Below are 16,575 nucleotides of genomic sequence, written 5' to 3'. Positions count from 1 at the left end.
CTCTATCGCAAACATCGGACACGGTTTTTCGGAGGCTGAGGTGAAGAAAGCGGCGTTTTTTCTGCTCTTGACTTTTCTCTCCCTTCCCCTGGCGGCCCAGGGTCCCAGCCGCGACGCAACCAGCACCTTGCAGGTCAAGGTCATGAAGGCGCCCGGCGAGGATACGCTGCCCCAGAGCATGATGCTGTCTGTGTTCTCCAACACGGGTTATTACAGCCAGGAGATCGTCCACCCCACCCGCGGCAACGTTTACCTGGACGGACTCAAGACCGGCAGCTACACCCTGCGCCTGGAAAGTCCCGGCAGGGAAACCGTGGAAACCATCGTGCGCATCGATTCCGGCTTCAGCACGGGCAGCCGCAAGACCGTCACCATACGCCTCGGCAAGCCCAGAGTCGACGCCGAACTGCCGCCGACCGACGAAAGCAAGGTCAGCGCCGCCTGGCTCGATTTGCCCAAGGACGTCCGCAAGGAAATCGACAAAGGCGATCAGGCCGCGGCCAAGAAGGACCACGAAAAAGCCGTCAAACACTACCTCAAAGCCTTGAAAAAGAAACCCGACGTCTTCCACGTCTACAACAACCTCTCGGTCGAGTATCTGGCCCTGGGCCAACCCGACAGAGCCATCGAAGCCCTGCACAAGAGCGCCGAGATCGCACCCGACCAGCCGGTGGTCTACCGCAACCTGGGAGCCATTCATCTTGATCTGAGCCAACCCCAGGAGGCCATCGGTTACCTGAAGAAAGCCGCCCAGATGGACGCGCAAGACCAAGAAACCGCCATGTTCATGGGCGAGGCCCATTACCAGCAGGAAGACTTCGGCCAAGCCCTGGCCTGGTTCCAGAAGTCGGAGCGCGACAGCGGCAATTCGGCCGAGTTCTACGTCTACACCGGCAACTGTAATCTGCGCACGGGAAACTACCAGGAAGCCATCCGCCGCTTCGAGCAGTTCCTGGAAGTGGAATCCGAGGGCTCCCGCGCCGACAGCGTCCGCGACGTTCTGGCCAAGGTCAAAGCCTTCATCCAGCAACAATAGTTCGACTTTAAAGTTCGAACAGTTCGAACTTGGCAACTCGGACTTCGAACTTCCCTAGTGTCCCTTGAATTCCGAAACCACCGCCTGCACCGAGGCCTTGGCGTCGCCGAAGAGCATGCGGGTGTTGTCCTTGAAGAAGAGCGGATTCTGGATGCCGGCGAAGCCGGTGGCCAGCGAGCGCTTGGAGACGATCACCGTCTTGGCCTTGTCGACGTCGATGATGGGCATGCCGTAGATGGCGCTGGACTCGTCTTCGCGGGCCGAGGGATTGACCACGTCGTTGGCCCCGATCACCAGGCACACGTCGATGGTCTCGATGATGGGGTTGATGTCGTCCATCTCCACCAGATTGTCGTAGGGCACGTCGGCTTCGGCCAGCAGTACGTTCATGTGTCCGGGCATGCGTCCGGCCACCGGATGGATGGCGTACTTGACCTCGCAGCCGTTGGCTTCCAGCAGATCGCCCAGCTCCTTGACCACGTGCTGGGCTTGGGCCACCGCCAGTCCGTAACCGGGCACCACGCAGACCGAAGAAGCGGCTTCCAGAATCAGGTAGGTGTCCTCGGGCGAGATGGGTTTGGCTTCGCCCTGCTCGCCGCTTCCCTTGGCCGGACCCGTGCTGACCGCTCCGAATCCGCTGAAGAGCACGTTGCCCAACGAGCGGTTCATGGCCTTGCACATGATCTGGGTGAGGATGATTCCGCTGGCTCCCACCAGCGATCCGGCCACGATCAGGATGTTGTTCTGAATCACGAAGCCCGCGGCGCAGGCGGCCAGTCCCGAGTAGGAGTTGAGGAGCGAGATCACCACCGGCATGTCGGCGCCTCCGATGGGCATGACGCTGAGGACGCCCAGCAGGAGCGAGATACCGATAACCACATAGAAGTAGGTCTCGGCCGTGGCGCCGGCGGGCTCCAAGGCGAACATGACGCCGGCGGCCACCATGCCCAGAAGCAGGAGGCTATTGACGAATTGCTGCCCGGGATAAAGAAAGGCGGGACCGACCTTGAGCGGCCCCAGCTTGAGGTCCTGCAGCTTGGCCCAGGCCACCAGGCTTCCGAAAAAGGTGACGCCTCCGATGAGGACGGCCAAGAGAATGGTGACGGAGAGAAAGAGCGTCATGGCCTGCGGATCTCTCACGTATTCGCTCCAGCCCACCAGCAGCGAGGCGGCGCCGCCGAAGCCGTTGAAAAGGGCCACCATCTCGGGCATGGCGGTCATGGCCACGCGCTGAGCGGCCACGGCGCCGATCAGGCCTCCGACAACAACCCCGATGGCGATGTACTGAAATTCCAGGATGCCCTGGTGAAAGAGCGTCGCCCCCACGGCCAGCAGCATGCCGAAAGCCGAAACCAGGTTGCCCCGGCGGGCGGTGGCGGGAGAGCTGAGCAGCTTGAGTCCCATGGCGAAGAGAAGGGCCGAGACGATGTAGACGAGTTCAATGGCGATAATCATTTACTACTGTCCCTTCTTCTTGAACATGGCCAGCATGCGGTTGGTCACCATGTAGCCTCCCACCACGTTGATGGTGGCGAAGGCCACCGCCAGGGTTCCCAGGATGACGCTGAGGCCCTCGGCTCCCGAGCCCGAGGCCAGCAGCGCTCCCACCAGGGTGATGCCCGAGGTGGCGTTGGCGCCCGACATGAGCGGCGTGTGCAATGTGGATGGGACCTTGGAAATCAGCTCGAATCCCAAAAAAATCGAAAGCATCAGGATAAAGGCCAGAAAGATTGCGACTTCGGCTCCCATTAGTTGCCCTCCTTTTGCTTGGCGCGGATATCCAGCAGCATCTGATTGACGACCTTGCCGGCGTGGGTGATGAGGCAGCCCTGGACGATCTCGTTTTCAAGGTCGAGCACCAGCTTCTTGCTCTCCTCGTCCCACAGGTCGGTGAGCAGATTGGTGAGGTTGCTGGAATACATCTGGCTGGCGTCGGCGGCCAGTTCTCCGGGCAGATTGACGAGACCGACCAGCTTGACCCCGTCCTTCTCCACGATCTCGCCGACTTGCGAGCCCTCGACGTTGCCCCCGCTTTCAACGGCCATGTCGACCACCACGCTGCCCGGCTTCATGCCCTTGAGCATGGCGGCGTCGACGATGCGGGGCGCGGGGCGTCCGAAGAGCTGGGCCGTGGTAATGACCACATCCGACTGGGAAATAATCTTGGCCATCCCTTTCTTCTGCATCTCGATCTGCTCCGGCGTCAGTTCCTTGGCGTAGCCCTGCTCGGTCTGTCCGGTCTCGCCCAGATCGATCTTGACGAACTTGGCTCCCAGCGAACGCACCTGCTCTTCCACCACCGGACGCGTGTCGAAGGCCTCGACCCGGGCGCCCAGGCGCTTGGCGGTGGCGATGGCCTGCAGTCCGGCGACTCCGGCCCCGATGACGAAGACGCGGGCGGGAGCCAACGTCCCCGCCGGAGTGGTCATCATGGGCAGTCCCCGGTTCAGTTGGCGGGCCGCCACGATGACGGCCATGTAGCCTCCCAGAGAAGCCTGGGAACTGAGCGCGTCCATCTTCTGGGCGTAGGTCGAGCGCGGAACCATCTCCATGCTGACGGCGCTGACGCCGGCCGCGGCCAGTTCGTCCACCAGCTCGCCCTCCTTGAAAGGGTCGAGGAAGGAGACGTGGATGGCGCCTCGCTTGAGCCAGCCAACCTCCTCGTCGGGAGGCTTGCGCAGGCGCAGCACGACGTCTGAGGAAGACACCAGCGCCTGGCGGTCGGATACCACTGCCGCGCCGGCTTCCTCATACTCTTCGTCGCCGACTCCGATGCTCTGCCCCAAGCCGGATTCCACCTCGATTTCGGCGCCTGCCGAGACCAGTTTCTTGACGTTGGGGGGAATCATCGAAACCCGCTTTTCGCCGGCATGAGATTCTTTGGGAATTCCGATCTTCATCGAACTGATAACCCCTTGTCTTGCGATTGTTTACCCATTTCGCGTGCATCTTAACAGGTGGATGGGCCGATAGCGAGCAGGGGGGAGAAAAAGACGTGACCCTCAACCGAGGATTTTCTTGATCCAGCCCTTGGTCTTGCCCTCGAAACGCCTTACGATCATCACCGAGGACTCGGAGAAGCGGGCCACTTTCTCGGGGATCTCGCCGAAGAGGACGCTGGAAAAGACCCCTTCGCGCGAAGAGCCCATGACCAGCATGTCGTACTCGGAAGCCGCCTTGACCAGCGAAGTGGCGATGCGGTCCGATTCGATCAGCAGGTGCTCGGACACCTTCTCAAGGGCTGTGCGCTGGACGGTCTTTGAAATCCACTCGTCGGCGATCTGACGGTCACGCTCCGTGGCGCCCTTGGCCAGCACGTAGCAACAGGCCACTTTGCTCTTATATTCCGACCGCAGTATAGCCACGAATTCGGCTGCCAGCGTAGCGTGAGGTCCACCGGCGGTGGGCAGCAGGATGCGTTTGAACTTGAAGGGTTCGACCAGCTTGACGGTCATCAGGTCGCAGGGAGCGTGACGGACAACCCGGTCAGCCACTTCGCCGAAGATGCGGTCGCGCGTGGTCGTATATCCCTTCCAGCCCATGACGATAAGCGAGGCGCCTTCGCTTTCGGCGGCCTGCAGAATGCCGTCATGAGCCTGGTGGGCTATGCGCAGCGCGGTGCGGGTGTGGACTCCGGCCTCGCGTCCCTGTCGCCTGGCCGCCCGCAGCAGGGGCGACTTCTGCTTGATGAAGCGCATTCCCTCGTGGATGGGAAGGTTCTGAGGTATGGTCACCACCGAGAGAACCACGATCTCGCCTTCTTTGGCCTTGGCGATGGGAACCGCCAGCTTCATCAGCGGCTCCACGTGATCGGGGTTGTGAATGGGGATGAGGATGCGGTAGTGCTTGATGGCCTGGGCCGCCGGACGCCCCACCTCCAGCACCTGCGGGATCTCGGTGGCCGCCTTCTTCTCGAAATAGGCGAAGTACACGAAGAGTCCCATCAGCAGCCAGGCGATGGCGATATACCAGGAACGGGGGTCGAACTTGAACTGGTAGACGGCCAGTCCCAGGTTGAGCACGATGGCCAGCAGCGGCGTGACCGGATAAAAGGGCACCCGGAACATGGCCTGCCGCTCTCCGGGGAACTTGCGCCGCAAAGCGATCAGGGCGAAGTTGACCAGCGCGAAGGTGAGCAGAAACATGAGGCTGGCCGCCGATCCCAGCACCTGGATGGGAAAGGCCGCCGCCAAAATGGCCGTCACCACCCCGGTGGCGGCCACCGCCAGATGAGGCGTGAGCCGGCGAGGATGGATGCGGCTCAGCGAGCGCAGCAACATCTTGTCGCGGCTCATGGAAAAGGCCACCCGCGAAGAGGCCAGCACCGAGGCGTTGAGCGCCGACAGAGTCGAGAGCAGGCCTCCGAAAATAATCAATCCCACCCCGAAAGAGGGCATGAACTGCTCGGCCGCCCTCACGATGGCCGTCTCCTGATAGGCGCCCAAAAACTCCCAGGACGAGCCTTCCTGAGGCTGAATGGCTCCGACACAGACGATGACGATGAGCAGGTAGATCACCACCGTGACGACGAGGGAGATCATGGTGGCCCTGGGGATATTGCGCTCGGGATGCTTGATCTCCTCTGAAACGGTGGCGATCAGGTCATAGCCTTCGAAAGCGATGAAGGTCAGCCCCATGGCCAACAACACGCCGTTGAATCCCAGAGGCAGAAAGGGATCGAAGCTGGCCGCCGCCTGGGCCGGCTCGGCGGCGATCTGGCGCATGCCGAAGTAGATGAAGATGGCCAGGATGATGATCTTGGCCACCGTCAGGATATTTTCCACCGACCCGCTGACGGCGGTGCCGTGAATGTTGATAAGGCTGAAGGCCAGGACGATGAGCAGGGTGAAGAAGATGATCGAGACTTGCTCGCCGAAAGTGCCCGCGGCCCATTTCGTGAAGAACGGCACTACGCTGTGCAGGCTTTCCCAGAAGTAGCTGCCGAATCCCAGTGCATAAAGGGCGCAGGCGATGATGTAGCAGAACCAGAGCATCCACCCCGATGCGAATCCCACAGGTCCGGGAAAAGCCGTTTTGATAAAGGCGTATCCGCCTCCCGACTTTGGATAGGTGGATGCCAGTTCGGCATAGGCCAGGGCCGTCAGCAACGTGACCAGTCCGTTGAGCATGAAGGCCAGCAGAGCCCCCGGCCCGGCCACTCCGGCTGCGATGCCGGTAAGTACGAAGATGCCGGCGCCGATCATGGCTCCGATGCCGATCATGGAGGCATCGAAGAGCCCCAGGCTGCGCGCGAAGGAAACTTCGTGGTTCTTGCCGCCGGCCGATTGCGATGGCTCGCCCATGGGCCATTGATTGTACGGCGCTGGCCTTCAAAGGTCCAATCGGTTTCTGACCGGGGGCCTTGCCGCCAGGTCAAACTTTTCCAATACGCGAGGAATCCTCCTCTGGCAAACTGAGAACCGTCAAATGCTCGTACATGGCGGCTGGAAGGGAGATCGGAGATGTCGTTCAAAAAATCAGGCGTTTACCGTTGAATGGCGGTTTGGTGGCGCACGGAATCGGAGGAGGAGGAACGCAGCCCCCACCTCTACATCATGAACGCCGACGGCAGCGGCCAGCGCAGGCTGATGGCCGAGTCGCTCGGCACCTCGGCTGGCGCCACCTTCTCGCCCGACGGCCTCCGCATGGTCTTTTCCCGCAAGGCCGAAGGACAGCCCAGCGACATCTTCGTGGCCAATGCCGACGGCAGCGATCCGCGGCGCCTCAGCGACGATGACCGCACCAACTCCTCGGCCGCCTTCTCACCCGACGGCTCGCTCATCGCCTTCTATTCCGATGACGGCGAAACCTCCAACATCGAAGTCATCCGTCCCGACGGAAGCGGCCGCCGCGCGGTCGTGAAGGGAGGCAAGCACTGGTATCCGCAATGGTCTCCCGACGGCGCCTGGCTCCTCTACACCACCGCCCCCGACCCCCAAAACCTCGACGACCTCGACCTCTACATGACCCCCCTGGACGCCTCCTCCCCGCCCCGCCCCCTCATCCAAGCCCCCGGCCGCGAGCCGAGGGCCGCTGGAGGCCGCATTAGAAGGTGCCACCCGATGCCGGTGTACAAGATCGCCGCAAGGATGCGCCTCCCCACTTGGCCGGGGGCCGAGCGTCTCTTTCGGCCATACCAGCCGGCCGGATCGATTCATCCAGGTGATGGCCATGATAATCGCCCGTGGTCGCTGAGCTAACCCGCGGCACTGAGGGGATCGCCGCAGGGATGCGCTTTCCCACCTGGAGACAAGCGGCCCGGCTCTCGGCCAGGCGTGCGCGGCGTCTGGCCGCGGCGGTGAGTTTTGCGAGGTGCGGAATTGCCATTGCAGCGCGTCAGAAGTTCTGAGCCACCCGTCGCGTTATTCCACGCTTTTCCAGCGTTCGCACCTTGGCCTTCAGGGAGCTTGTGCTGACTTCTCAACCCAGTCGGTGCCTCCGATGCCCTCGGTCGATCCCGTCACCAATGCCACTTTGCCTTCTATTCCCAGTTCCATCTCTGATTTCTCCTCAAAAGGGGAGCCGTCCTTTTGTTCCTTCGCTTTCTCTGGAGTCTATGAACGATGGCTGCTGGGGCGGATGTGTTTCAGGGACTCGGCACTTAGTGAGCTGGCCTTTTGGCTCTTAAGGCGGCGAGAGCGAAGAGGACGGCGGTTAGGAAGAGGGGCAGGGAGACGCTGAGGAAGGGGGGCCAGGCGCGGTAGGTGGAGAAGAAGAGGGTGAAAACCAATGCCAGTGCCAAGAGGGCCAAGGCTCCTGCCAGAGGGTGTTCCCAGGCCAGCCAGAGGGCGGAGCCGAAGATGGCCGCAGGGATGAGGTGGATGGCGAAGCCGATGAGCTTCTCCCACCACTGGCCAGGCAGGGAAAAAGCGTCCAGGCTGAGGATGGTGAGCAGGAGCAAGTAGGCTAAGCCGATGCCTCTGGCGGTCCAGAGGGCGATATTGCGAGAAGTGGCATCCATGAGACACCTCCTTCTTCCATGATACTCGCGAAGGGGCGCTGAGGTAACCCCGCGGCACTTACGGGATCGCCGCAGGGATGCGCCTCCCACCCGGCTGGGGGCCGAGCCGCCTTTCTGAGCGGGGAGACGGCTGGCTGGTTTTCTGCCTTCTCCAGTCTGTGGCCGGGAGCGGGATGCTCGCCTGAGCGGGGGAGGCGGCTGGCTGGTTTTTTCTGCGGCCGGGGGTGAGCCGCCTCGCCTGAGCGGGGAGACGGCTGGTTGGTTTTTCTGCCTTGCAGTCTGCGGCCGGGGGCGGGCCGCCTCCCCCGGCAGGAGGAGGCAGGCGGTTGGTCTTCTATTGGCGGTTTCTTACTTTCTCCAGTCGATGGTGCGGCCGGGGGTCCAGGGGGCGCCCAGGTCGGAGAGGCGTTGTTCCAGGGCCGGGACGCCGTTGCTGAGCATGTCGTTGATCTCAGCGATGAGAGGGTCGAACTCCTGCTCGATGATCTGGTAGACCTGCCGCTGGGTTCCGGTGGGATCGCCGATGGAGCGGAAACCCGTGAAGATGGTGGTGTTGACCCGCGATGAGAGCGAGGGGGGCTGGTCCTGGTCGAGGCGGCGCCGGGTGGGGTCGCCGAAAAGCGTGCGGCGGACGCTGTCCAACCGGTCTTCCAGGTTGTCGAGCTGATCTTCGACGTCCTGCGGATAGGGTTCGACCGCCTTGAGGGCGCCGCGCATCAGTTCCAGCTTGTTGCCCAGATCGCCCACTGCCTGGCGGGCGCCGTTCATGGCCCGGCTCAATTCCATCAGACGCCGGTTGAAGGCCAGCATGGCCTCGGGATCGCTGGGCGGGAAGGTACGGTCGCCCAGCAACGTGACCTGGAAGCTCTGCGGACCCGCCACCTGGGTCACCTGGCCGTTGACGCTCTTGGAGAGGGTCACGTTGTAGGTGCCCGGCAGCACCAGGATTCCCGAATCGACATCTTCGTCGGGATCGGCTGCATCGTCGTCGGCGCGGGTGATATTGGGGAAGCGAAGGTCCCAGTTGATGCGGTGTACGCCCTCGCGGGCCGCATGGCGCAGACGACGCACCTCGTTGCCCTGAGCGTCGGTGATGATGAAGAGCAGGAAGGGCTCCTCCTCTTCTTCCTCGGCCCGCATCTCGTCATAGGAGGGGTACGCGATGACTTCCTTGTCCTTGAACTTCTTGGACTCCTCTTCCTCGCGCTTGTCTTCGAGGGTCTTGATGGTTTCCTTGAAGTAAAAGGTGATCTTGGCCCCCACGTCGGGGTTGGGGGTGACGAAGAAGTTCTCGCCCTGAAAGCCTTTGCCGCCGCCTCCGACACGGCTGTAGGGGATGAACATGAGGCCGTCTGAAACCTCGAAGATGTGACCTTCCTGGTCGATCAACTCCTGGCTCAAATCGCGCAGGGCGCTGTAGTTGTCGAGGACGTAGAAGCTGCGTCCGAAGGTGCCCAACACCAGGTCGTTCTCACGCTCCTGGATGGCGATGTCGCGCACCGCGATGGTGGGCAGACCCGCCTTGATCTGCTTCCAGTACTGGCCTCCGTCGAGGGTGTAGAAGACGCCGAATTCGGTTCCCGCGAAAAGCAGGTCGGGATTGACGGGATCTTCGGCCAGGGCGTAGACCGAGCCGCGCTCGGGCAGGTTGGCGGCGATGGAGGTCCAGGACGCCCCGCGGTCGGTGCTCTTGAGGACGTAGGGCTTGAAGTCGCCCCGCTTGTGGTTGTTGAAAGCGGCGTAGACGGTGTCGTCGGCGTGGCGCGACGGCAGCAGTTCGTTGACGTAGGTCATGTCGGGAACGTCGGGGAAGGTGTCGTAGCGGGTCCAGGCGCCGCCGCCGTCGCCGCTGACGTGGACCAGCCCGTCGTCGGTGCCGGCGTAGAGCAGTCCTTCCACGCGGGACGACTCCTCGAGGGCCACGATGTTGCCGTAGGTGGACGTGGAAGCGTGCTTGGCCACGGCGTCCATGGGCCAGGTCTGACCCATCACCTCCAGGGTGTTGCGGTCGATCTGGCGGGTCAGGTCATCGCTGACGGCGGTCCAGCTTTCGCCGCGGTCGTCGCTGCGGAAGACCTTGTCGGCGGCGAAATAGAGGCGCGTTCGAGAGTGGGGACTGATGAGCAGAGGCGCGTCCCAGTTCCAGATGTAAGCGTTCTCGCCCGCTCCTTCCTGGGGCTGGATGGCGATGCTTTCCCCGCTGCGCCGGTCAAAGCGGGCCAGGTTCCCGTACTGAGACTGGGCGTAGATGATGTTGGAGTCTTCGGGATCGACCTGGGTCTCGAAGCCGTCGCCGCCCTTGGTGACGAACCAGTCGGCGTTCTCGATGCCGTTGCGGCTGGTGGTGCGGGACGGCCCTCCCAGGCTGTAGTTGTCCTGGGTGCCGCCGTAGACGTTGTAGAAGGGCTCGGCGTTGTCGACCTCCACCTTGTAGAACTGGGTGATGGGCAGCGTGGTCATGTAGCGCCAGTTGCGTCCCCGGTCGTAGGACTCGTAAACGCCCCCGTCGTTGCCGTTGAGCAGGTAGTCGGGATTGTCGGGATCGATCCACAGGGCGTGGTCGTCGACGTGGCGGTTGCGTCCGCCGTAGCGTTCCCAGGTGGCGCCGCCGTCGTGGCTGACCTGCCCGAAGGTGTCCATCGAGTAGACGCGGTCGACGTCGGTGGGATCGGCGAAGATCTCCTGGTAGTAGTTGCCGCGCGAGGTGTAGGAACTGCGCCTGCTCCAGGTTTCGCCGCGGTTGGTGGAGCGGAAGAATCCGCCCCGGCGCCCCTGGGCTTCCACGATGGCGTAGAGGACGTCGGGATCGGCGGGCGAGATGTCCATGCCGATGCGTCCCACGTGGCCGCCGGGAAGGCCCTTCATGATCTTGCGCCAGTTGGCGCCGGCGTCCTCAGACTTGTAGACGGCCGACTCGGGTCCTCCGTCGATGAGGGTGAAGACGTGGCGGCGGCGCTGGTGGGCCACGGCGTAAATGAGGTCGGGATCGCGGGGGTCGAGGTGGACCTCGCTGACTCCGGTGTGCTCGCTGATCTCGAGCACCTTCTCCCAATTCTTGCCGCCGTCGGTGGACTTGTAGAGTCCGCGGTCGCCTCCCGCCGACCACAGCGGACCGTAGGCCGCCACGTAGACCACGTTGGAGTCACGGGGGTCGACGGCGATCATCCCGATGTGCTCCGACTCTTTGAGTCCCATGTGCTTCCAGGACTTGCCGCCGTCCAACGACTTGTAGACGCCGTCGCCGTAAGCCACGCTGCGCTGGTTGTTGTTCTCCCCCGTCCCCACCCAGACCACGTGGAGATTGTTGGGATCGAGAGTGACGCAGCCGATGGAATAGGAGCCCTGGCTGTCGAAGATGGGATCGAAGGTGATGCCCTTGTTGTCGGTCTTCCAGACGCCGCCCGAGGCCACAGCCACGTAGTACTGGGCGGGGTTGTCGGGATTGACGGCGAAGTCGGCGATGCGTCCTGCGGTCAGAGCCGGGCCGATGCTCCGGAACTTGAGCGCCGGCGTTTTTACTTTGTAGAGAGGAGGCGTCTCGTCCTTTTTCTCTTCTTCCTCTCCCTCGGCTTGCGCCTCCTGGCCCTCCCCGCTTTGTTGCTGCTCCTGGAACAGGGGTGCGGAAAGGCCGTGGGCCGTAACCGGGGCCACCGCAACAGCCGCAAGAATCAACACCAGGACAAGCGTCACATGTCCCCCAATAGCTCTCACCTTCGTTTTCATGGTTCTTTTCCCGTTCTTGTGGTCGAGTGTTCACATTCGTTCTTCCCGTAATCCTAGCGGGAGAGAAGCGGCGAGTCGAGGACGCGCACCAAAATAAGGAAAATCGGCGGCATCGGGCTCCTTTTCCCGAAAGCGCAGGCAGCCTTAGAATGCAGGCGAAGGGATACGGTTTGACTGGACGCTGGACTTGGCTCTATCCGATCACGCTGACACTTCACCTGTTGGAGGAGTTGTGGGCCGCGGGCGGCTACCATCCCTGGCTGGCCAGTCATGGAGGAGCGGCCATGTCCACGGTCTCTTTCTTGGCTTTGACGGGCGCGGGCGTGGTGGCGCTGTCGGCAGGGCTCGCACTGCTGCGCGAGGACTGGCTGCAGTGGCTGGTCATGGGCCTGGCCTTCTTCTACCTGGTCAATACGGCGGCTCATCTTATCGAGTGCCTGTTGACACACTCCTTTTCGCCTGGCTCATTCTCAGGGGTATTGCTGTGGCTGCCGTTGGCTCTCTTTACGCTCTCCAGGACTCGGCAGCGGCACGGACGCATCCCGGCCTGGGGCAGGCTGCTGGCGCTGACCCTGGGGGGCCAGGCAGTCCTTACCTTCAGCTTGTGGCGTCCGCTGCTTTGGCAGGGCTAGTGCTGCCGGTCATAAATTCTGAGCCAGAGGCTCCGTTTCTTGTTCCTGACGGGGACAGACTCGCTATCCGAGCGCTGCCGGTCATAAGTTCTGAGCCAGTGCCGCCGTTTTTGTCCCTGAAAGAAACAGATTCGCCAGCCCAGCGACTGTGTTGGAAGTCAAGTCCGGGCTCGCTGAAGGCAAGCGATTCGCTAGCCCAGGGTCAGCCCCGGCGAGCGCAAGCGAGACGGCGGCGCCACCCTGGGTTTCAGACGGCAAAGGTGCGAACGCTGAAAGCGTGGAATAACGCAACTGGGTCACTCGAAACATCTGACGCACTGCATCAGCCGGCCATGGCCGCAAGGATGCGCAGGCCACCACTCAGAAGCGGGAGGCGGCCAGTTCGATGTCGGCGTTGGCCCAGGCCTTCTCGAACCGCTCTTTGACCAGGGCGGCCTGATCTTCTTTGCCCTGGCGCATCAGGGCCTGGTGGAGCCCGAAAAGGGCCCAGCCGTTCTCGGGATTGCGCTTGAGGTCCTCCCAGTAGACCACTTCGGCTTCAAAGTCGCGTCCCGCTTCAAGCAGCACGGCGCCCAGGTTGAGGCGGGCCGGGAAGTCCCAGTCGGCAGGTTCGGTGTAGGTCATGCCGTCCTCGTAGCGGACGGCCGTCGACAGCTCTGCCACGGCCTCGTCGTAGCGTCCCTTGCTGGCCAGGATCTCGCCGGCCAGCACGTGGCGGGCCACCTGCAGAACCAGTTCGCCGGGATTGGACTGGGCGTGCTGGTCATCCATGCCGGGATCGTTGAGGAGGACGTTGAGGCGGTCGAGTTCGGCAGCGGCCTGATAGAGGTGTCCCTGGCCCCTGAAGGCCATTCCGCGGGCGTAATGCCAGACACCGCGCACCAGTAGCGCCTCTTGGGGAGGCTGAGGCTCGGCCAGGATCTCGTCCCACTTGCCGAAGCGGACTAATGCGAAAAAGGGCGCGATGCGGAAGTTGGAAACGTGATGAGCCATCTCGTCGGGCACCTTGCTGGCTGTCTTGCGGGCGGCGGCGATGGCTTTCTCGCCGGCTCCTTCGCGCGAGGCGGCGGCCCAGATGAAGTGGATGTTGTGGGGGTAATAGCCCTCGGGATAAAGCCCTTGAGCGGCGCACTGGGTGATGTAGTCCTCGTCGGCTTCCACCGCCATTTCGTTGCTCCTGGTGGCGTCGGCGTAGCGTCCCACGCGGATGTAGACGTGGGAAGGCATGTGTACGATGTGTCCGGCGCCGGGCATGAGTCCGCCCAGCTTGTCGGCGCTGGGGACGGCCAGATCAGGCTCGGGCGAGGCCTCCACGGCGTGAATGTAGTAGTGATGAGCCCCGGCGTGATCAGGATGCTTTTCGATCGTCTCCTCCAGCACCCGGGTGAACTCCACCGTGCCGGGACGCGGCGTGCCGTCCTTGTTCCAGTATTCGTGCCCGGGCCAGGGATTGACGTTCATCACCGAGGCGGCGAAGAAGGTCTGGATGTCGGGATCGTCGGGATAGTCGTTGGCCACCTTGCGCATGGCGTCGCGGTAAGCCTCGTCCAAGGGCAGCCGCTCGGCCTCGGGATCTTCAGCGTAGCGCTGGGCCAGGGCTTCGATGAGGGCTTTTTCCTTGTCGCTGACCGAGCCGCGCAGGGCCATGGCCTTTTGGATGGCGGCATAGGCCTTCTTGGCGTTCTCGGGACCCATGCGCGAATTGATGTTGGGTCCCAAAGCCAGAGCCTGTCCCCAAAAGCACATGGCGCAGCCGGGATCGCGCCGGGCCCCCTCGCGGAAGGCGCGGATGGCTTCGGCGTGATTGAAGCCATAGGTCAGCGCCAGTCCCTGGTCGAAAAACTTCTGCACGTCCTGGTTGGCGGCGGTAATGGAATAGGAGTGGTCGCCCAGCCCCTCCAGGTAAGGGGCGATCTGCCCTTCCTCCAGCCGCGGGTCGGTCTTCCAGCGTTCGTCGTCGTTCTGAGCGGCGAGGGCGGCGCTGGCCAATAGCACCAAACCGCAGATCATCAAAGACTTCTTAATACTCATCGCTTTGCCTCCGTCACAGTTCAGTCTACAGCATAAGGCATAGACTGCTCTTAACTGCATGCGAAGAATCTGCGGAAAAGGGATCATGGCCCTCATCTCACACATTCGCGATGGAGGCAAGTTGGTCAGAATCGCCATCGAAGGAAAAAGCCGGGGCAGGCAGCGAACCTCCTCAGGGATGTCCGTGGCCGTTGCTTTCCAGCTCAATGGCTGTGACCGTGCCCGAAGTGGGATCGAATTCCTGAAGGGCCGCCATCGACGCCCGGTTCGGGCCAGAGGCTCGAACACGAGCCTGCCCGCCTTGTCCCGGCCGCCGGTTGAGGATGGCCCTGACGACAGTCAGCCGCGTCGAGTTGAACTCTTTGAGGACTTCCCCGAAGCGGAGTTCCAGCTCGGGATTCGTCAGGTCGGGCACGCCCAGACGGTGCCACTTGAATTCGATGCCGGGACATTGGTTGTCTTCCACGCTGGCCATCGAATAGATGACCTTGCGGCGGAACTTGAAGCGGAACAGGCCCTTGATCAAGCCGGCAGGGGAGAAATGCTCCAACCACTTGCGCACGCTCGGTGAGCGGTGCAGCTTGAGCCTCCAGTAGAGACGCTTCAGGTCTTTGTGCTTGGAGATCCTGAGCAACTCATGGTTCCAGGTGATGTTCAGATTTCTCTCTTCAGCATCGCCGATCTTGATGGTCATGCCCTCGGGATCGAAGGGCTCCTCAAGAAAGATATCGAACTCCCTGTCCGGATGGCCCCTATTCTTCTCTAAGTTGTAGTCGGAACTCAGGCTAGCCCTCAACACGGGAGCCCTGAATACGAAGCCGTATTCCGGAAGCCGAATCTCAAGGCCCCGGACCTCGGCCTCAACACTCGTCTTGGCCGAGCTTTGACCCCGTATGAGTCCTTCCACCGACGTGGATGCCGCCTGGAAGGAAAGAACTGCATTTCCCTGCGGCCCTTTGCTCTCTTCTTTGGCTCGGCCTCCGATACTGGGAAGACACCCCGAGGCCCACACAGTCGGAGCGTCACCCCGATTATCGGGGGCTTCGTTCTGGGCGCCGCCGGTGCCGAAAGTGGCCGCAACGCCAACCGCGCCGCCGCGAAACATGAACCGATCATCGTCTCCAAAAGCGCCCCCGCCACCCTGGTTGGCAAGCCGCGTCGTTTGAGCAGGTGTGTCATTCATCGTTTAGACTCGCTTTCCCTTTTGAGGTTGTGAGAGACGCCAAAACCGCGCTCTCCCCGTCCTCGTGCCTCTCTTGTTCGTTCAGGAGTAAGTAGGGCCGGGGGCGCCAACTGTTCGGAAAAAATCAAAGTCGAAACGTTAGACGGCCTGAAAAGGACTTTTCGGCCCTTGACGACCGGCTGCCAGGCTGCTTAAATCAGCCGCAAGACGCAATACCTGGCAGGACTGCACCTCCGGCAGACTGATTTTTGCGAACAGTTGCGAGAGTTCCCATTACTTACTTGTCAAGACTGCCGTTAAGCGGCGGCGGGCCGATGTAGTTAAGTTCGATTGGAGAACCTTTGTGGCAAGGACTTCTCGCAGCAACCTTTTGAGGTTCTCGACGCCCCGCGACCGGAAAGAGAACCGGTTTTCAGCCGGAGTTGAGCCCTGCTCGGATTCCTCGAATTCGAGGTTGGCCATGTCACGCTCAGAACGTGATCTCAAAGCTAAGCAGTGGCTGAGAAAGATTGCCCAGGAAGGAGATCACGAGGCTGGCGGCATGCTCTACAAGACCTTTTCACATCCGATCATAAAGTTCCTATACGGCATGCTGGGCATTTACGAAGATGCCGAAGGAGTGTTTCACGACGTGATGATCGCAGTCTGGACGGGAGCGGCAAAAAGATACCGGGGCGGCAATCCGACCAGCTACTTGTTCGGCATCGCCCACAAACAAGCTCTCGCAAGGATCTCGAGAAGGACTCCCTCGGTCGATCCCGGGCGACTATTCGAATGCGAAGACCACAACCCCCTGATCGACGAACTCCTGATCAAGCACGATCTGACAATGCGAATGCTGAGAGGGCTGCCCCAACCAGACCGGGAGCTTCTGATCCTCTCCGAAGTCCATGAACTCTCTTCTATTGAGATTGGGAAGATCCTCAACCGTCCTGACGGAACAGTCAGACGACGTCGACGTGAGATCCTTGAGAGGCTGCGAAGCTCCAGGCTGGGAAAATAAAGAACC

At 62.0% G+C, this 16,575-nt stretch carries 12 protein-coding genes; 4 read left to right on the top strand and 8 right to left on the bottom strand.

Going from position 1 to position 16,575, the window contains the following annotated elements:
• Window positions 1-40: 40 nt before the first annotated feature.
• On the top strand, window positions 41-1,036 hold the full coding sequence (locus tag VLU25_03400; GenBank protein ID HSR66965.1) for a tetratricopeptide repeat protein: 996 nt from the start codon (window positions 41-43) through the stop codon (window positions 1,034-1,036).
• A 54-nt stretch (window positions 1,037-1,090) separates the two neighbouring features.
• Here the strand turns inward: VLU25_03400 and VLU25_03395 are convergent, their stop codons facing one another.
• The 4 genes from VLU25_03395 to VLU25_03380 all read right to left on the bottom strand — a co-directional run bounded on the left by VLU25_03395 (window position 1,091) and on the right by VLU25_03380 (window position 6,339).
• Window positions 1,091-2,485 carry an NAD(P)(+) transhydrogenase (Re/Si-specific) subunit beta gene (locus VLU25_03395; GenBank protein ID HSR66964.1) on the bottom strand — a complete coding sequence of 465 codons (1,395 nt, stop codon included), beginning with the start codon at window positions 2,483-2,485 and terminating at the stop codon, window positions 1,091-1,093.
• Window positions 2,486-2,494: 9 nt separating this feature from the next.
• Entirely contained in the window at window positions 2,495-2,785 is a 291-nt protein-coding gene (locus tag VLU25_03390; protein ID HSR66963.1) for an NAD(P) transhydrogenase subunit alpha, read from the bottom strand.
• Window positions 2,785-3,936 carry a Re/Si-specific NAD(P)(+) transhydrogenase subunit alpha gene (locus VLU25_03385; protein ID HSR66962.1) on the bottom strand — a complete coding sequence of 384 codons (1,152 nt, stop codon included), beginning with the start codon at window positions 3,934-3,936 and terminating at the stop codon, window positions 2,785-2,787. The genes VLU25_03390 and VLU25_03385 overlap by 1 nt, the downstream gene beginning before the upstream one ends.
• A 102-nt stretch (window positions 3,937-4,038) precedes the next feature.
• On the bottom strand, window positions 4,039-6,339 hold the full coding sequence (locus tag VLU25_03380; GenBank protein ID HSR66961.1) for an amino acid permease: 2,301 nt from the start codon (window positions 6,337-6,339) through the stop codon (window positions 4,039-4,041).
• A gap of 192 nt (window positions 6,340-6,531) precedes the next feature.
• Here VLU25_03380 and VLU25_03375 point away from each other — a divergent pair, with 192 nt between their 5' ends.
• The gene (locus tag VLU25_03375; protein HSR66960.1) at window positions 6,532-7,236 is read left to right on the top strand and encodes a hypothetical protein; all 705 of its coding nucleotides are present in this window, start codon (window positions 6,532-6,534) and stop codon (window positions 7,234-7,236) included.
• 401 nt (window positions 7,237-7,637) lie between these two features.
• Here VLU25_03375 and VLU25_03370 read toward each other — a convergent pair whose 3' ends face one another.
• Window positions 7,638-7,997 carry a hypothetical protein gene (locus VLU25_03370; GenBank protein HSR66959.1) on the bottom strand — a complete coding sequence of 120 codons (360 nt, stop codon included), beginning with the start codon at window positions 7,995-7,997 and terminating at the stop codon, window positions 7,638-7,640.
• 348 nt (window positions 7,998-8,345) lie between these two features.
• A complete protein-coding gene (locus VLU25_03365; GenBank protein ID HSR66958.1) occupies window positions 8,346-11,720 on the bottom strand; it encodes a glycosyl hydrolase in 3,375 nt (1,124 codons plus the stop codon).
• A 149-nt stretch (window positions 11,721-11,869) separates the two neighbouring features.
• Between VLU25_03365 and VLU25_03360 the strand changes: the two genes are divergently transcribed.
• The gene (locus VLU25_03360; GenBank protein HSR66957.1) at window positions 11,870-12,352 is read left to right on the top strand and encodes an HXXEE domain-containing protein; all 483 of its coding nucleotides are present in this window, start codon (window positions 11,870-11,872) and stop codon (window positions 12,350-12,352) included.
• A gap of 360 nt (window positions 12,353-12,712) precedes the next feature.
• Here VLU25_03360 and VLU25_03355 read toward each other — a convergent pair whose 3' ends face one another.
• Both VLU25_03355 and VLU25_03350 read right to left on the bottom strand, forming a co-directional pair.
• Window positions 12,713-14,383, bottom strand: a complete 1,671-nt coding sequence (locus VLU25_03355; GenBank protein HSR66956.1) for a hypothetical protein — start codon at window positions 14,381-14,383, stop codon at window positions 12,713-12,715.
• A 172-nt stretch (window positions 14,384-14,555) separates the two neighbouring features.
• A complete protein-coding gene (locus VLU25_03350) occupies window positions 14,556-15,179 on the bottom strand; it encodes a hypothetical protein (GenBank protein ID HSR66955.1) in 624 nt (207 codons plus the stop codon).
• A gap of 847 nt (window positions 15,180-16,026) precedes the next feature.
• Between VLU25_03350 and VLU25_03345 the strand changes: the two genes are divergently transcribed.
• Window positions 16,027-16,569 (top strand): RNA polymerase sigma factor, encoded by a 543-nt coding sequence (locus tag VLU25_03345; protein HSR66954.1) that lies wholly within the window; start codon window positions 16,027-16,029, stop codon window positions 16,567-16,569.
• Window positions 16,570-16,575 lie beyond the last annotated feature (6 nt).

This window comes from Acidobacteriota bacterium, from assembly GCA_035471785.1.
Lineage (GTDB): Bacteria > Acidobacteriota > UBA6911 > RPQK01 > DATIPO01 > JANQFM01.
Note: the sequence above shows the minus strand (reverse complement) of the source record. Positions and strands in the feature narration are given on the sequence as shown.

Bases quoted from the DNA above. Each gene is read 5' to 3' on its own strand.
- VLU25_03390 (HSR66963.1), bottom strand. From the start codon at position 2,785: ATGGGAGCCGAAGTCGCAATCTTTCTGGCCTTTATCCTGATGCTTTCG.
- VLU25_03385 (HSR66962.1), bottom strand. From the start codon at position 3,936: ATGAAGATCGGAATTCCCAAAGAATCTCATGCCGGCGAAAAGCGGGTT.
- VLU25_03380 (HSR66961.1), bottom strand. From the start codon at position 6,339: ATGGGCGAGCCATCGCAATCGGCCGGCGGCAAGAACCACGAAGTTTCC.
- VLU25_03375 (HSR66960.1), top strand. From the start codon at position 6,532: ATGGCGGTTTGGTGGCGCACGGAATCGGAGGAGGAGGAACGCAGCCCC.
- VLU25_03370 (HSR66959.1), bottom strand. From the start codon at position 7,997: ATGGATGCCACTTCTCGCAATATCGCCCTCTGGACCGCCAGAGGCATC.
- VLU25_03365 (HSR66958.1), bottom strand. From the start codon at position 11,720: ATGAAAACGAAGGTGAGAGCTATTGGGGGACATGTGACGCTTGTCCTG.
- VLU25_03360 (HSR66957.1), top strand. From the start codon at position 11,870: ATGCAGGCGAAGGGATACGGTTTGACTGGACGCTGGACTTGGCTCTAT.
- VLU25_03355 (HSR66956.1), bottom strand. From the start codon at position 14,383: ATGAGTATTAAGAAGTCTTTGATGATCTGCGGTTTGGTGCTATTGGCC.
- VLU25_03345 (HSR66954.1), top strand. From the start codon at position 16,027: ATGTCACGCTCAGAACGTGATCTCAAAGCTAAGCAGTGGCTGAGAAAG.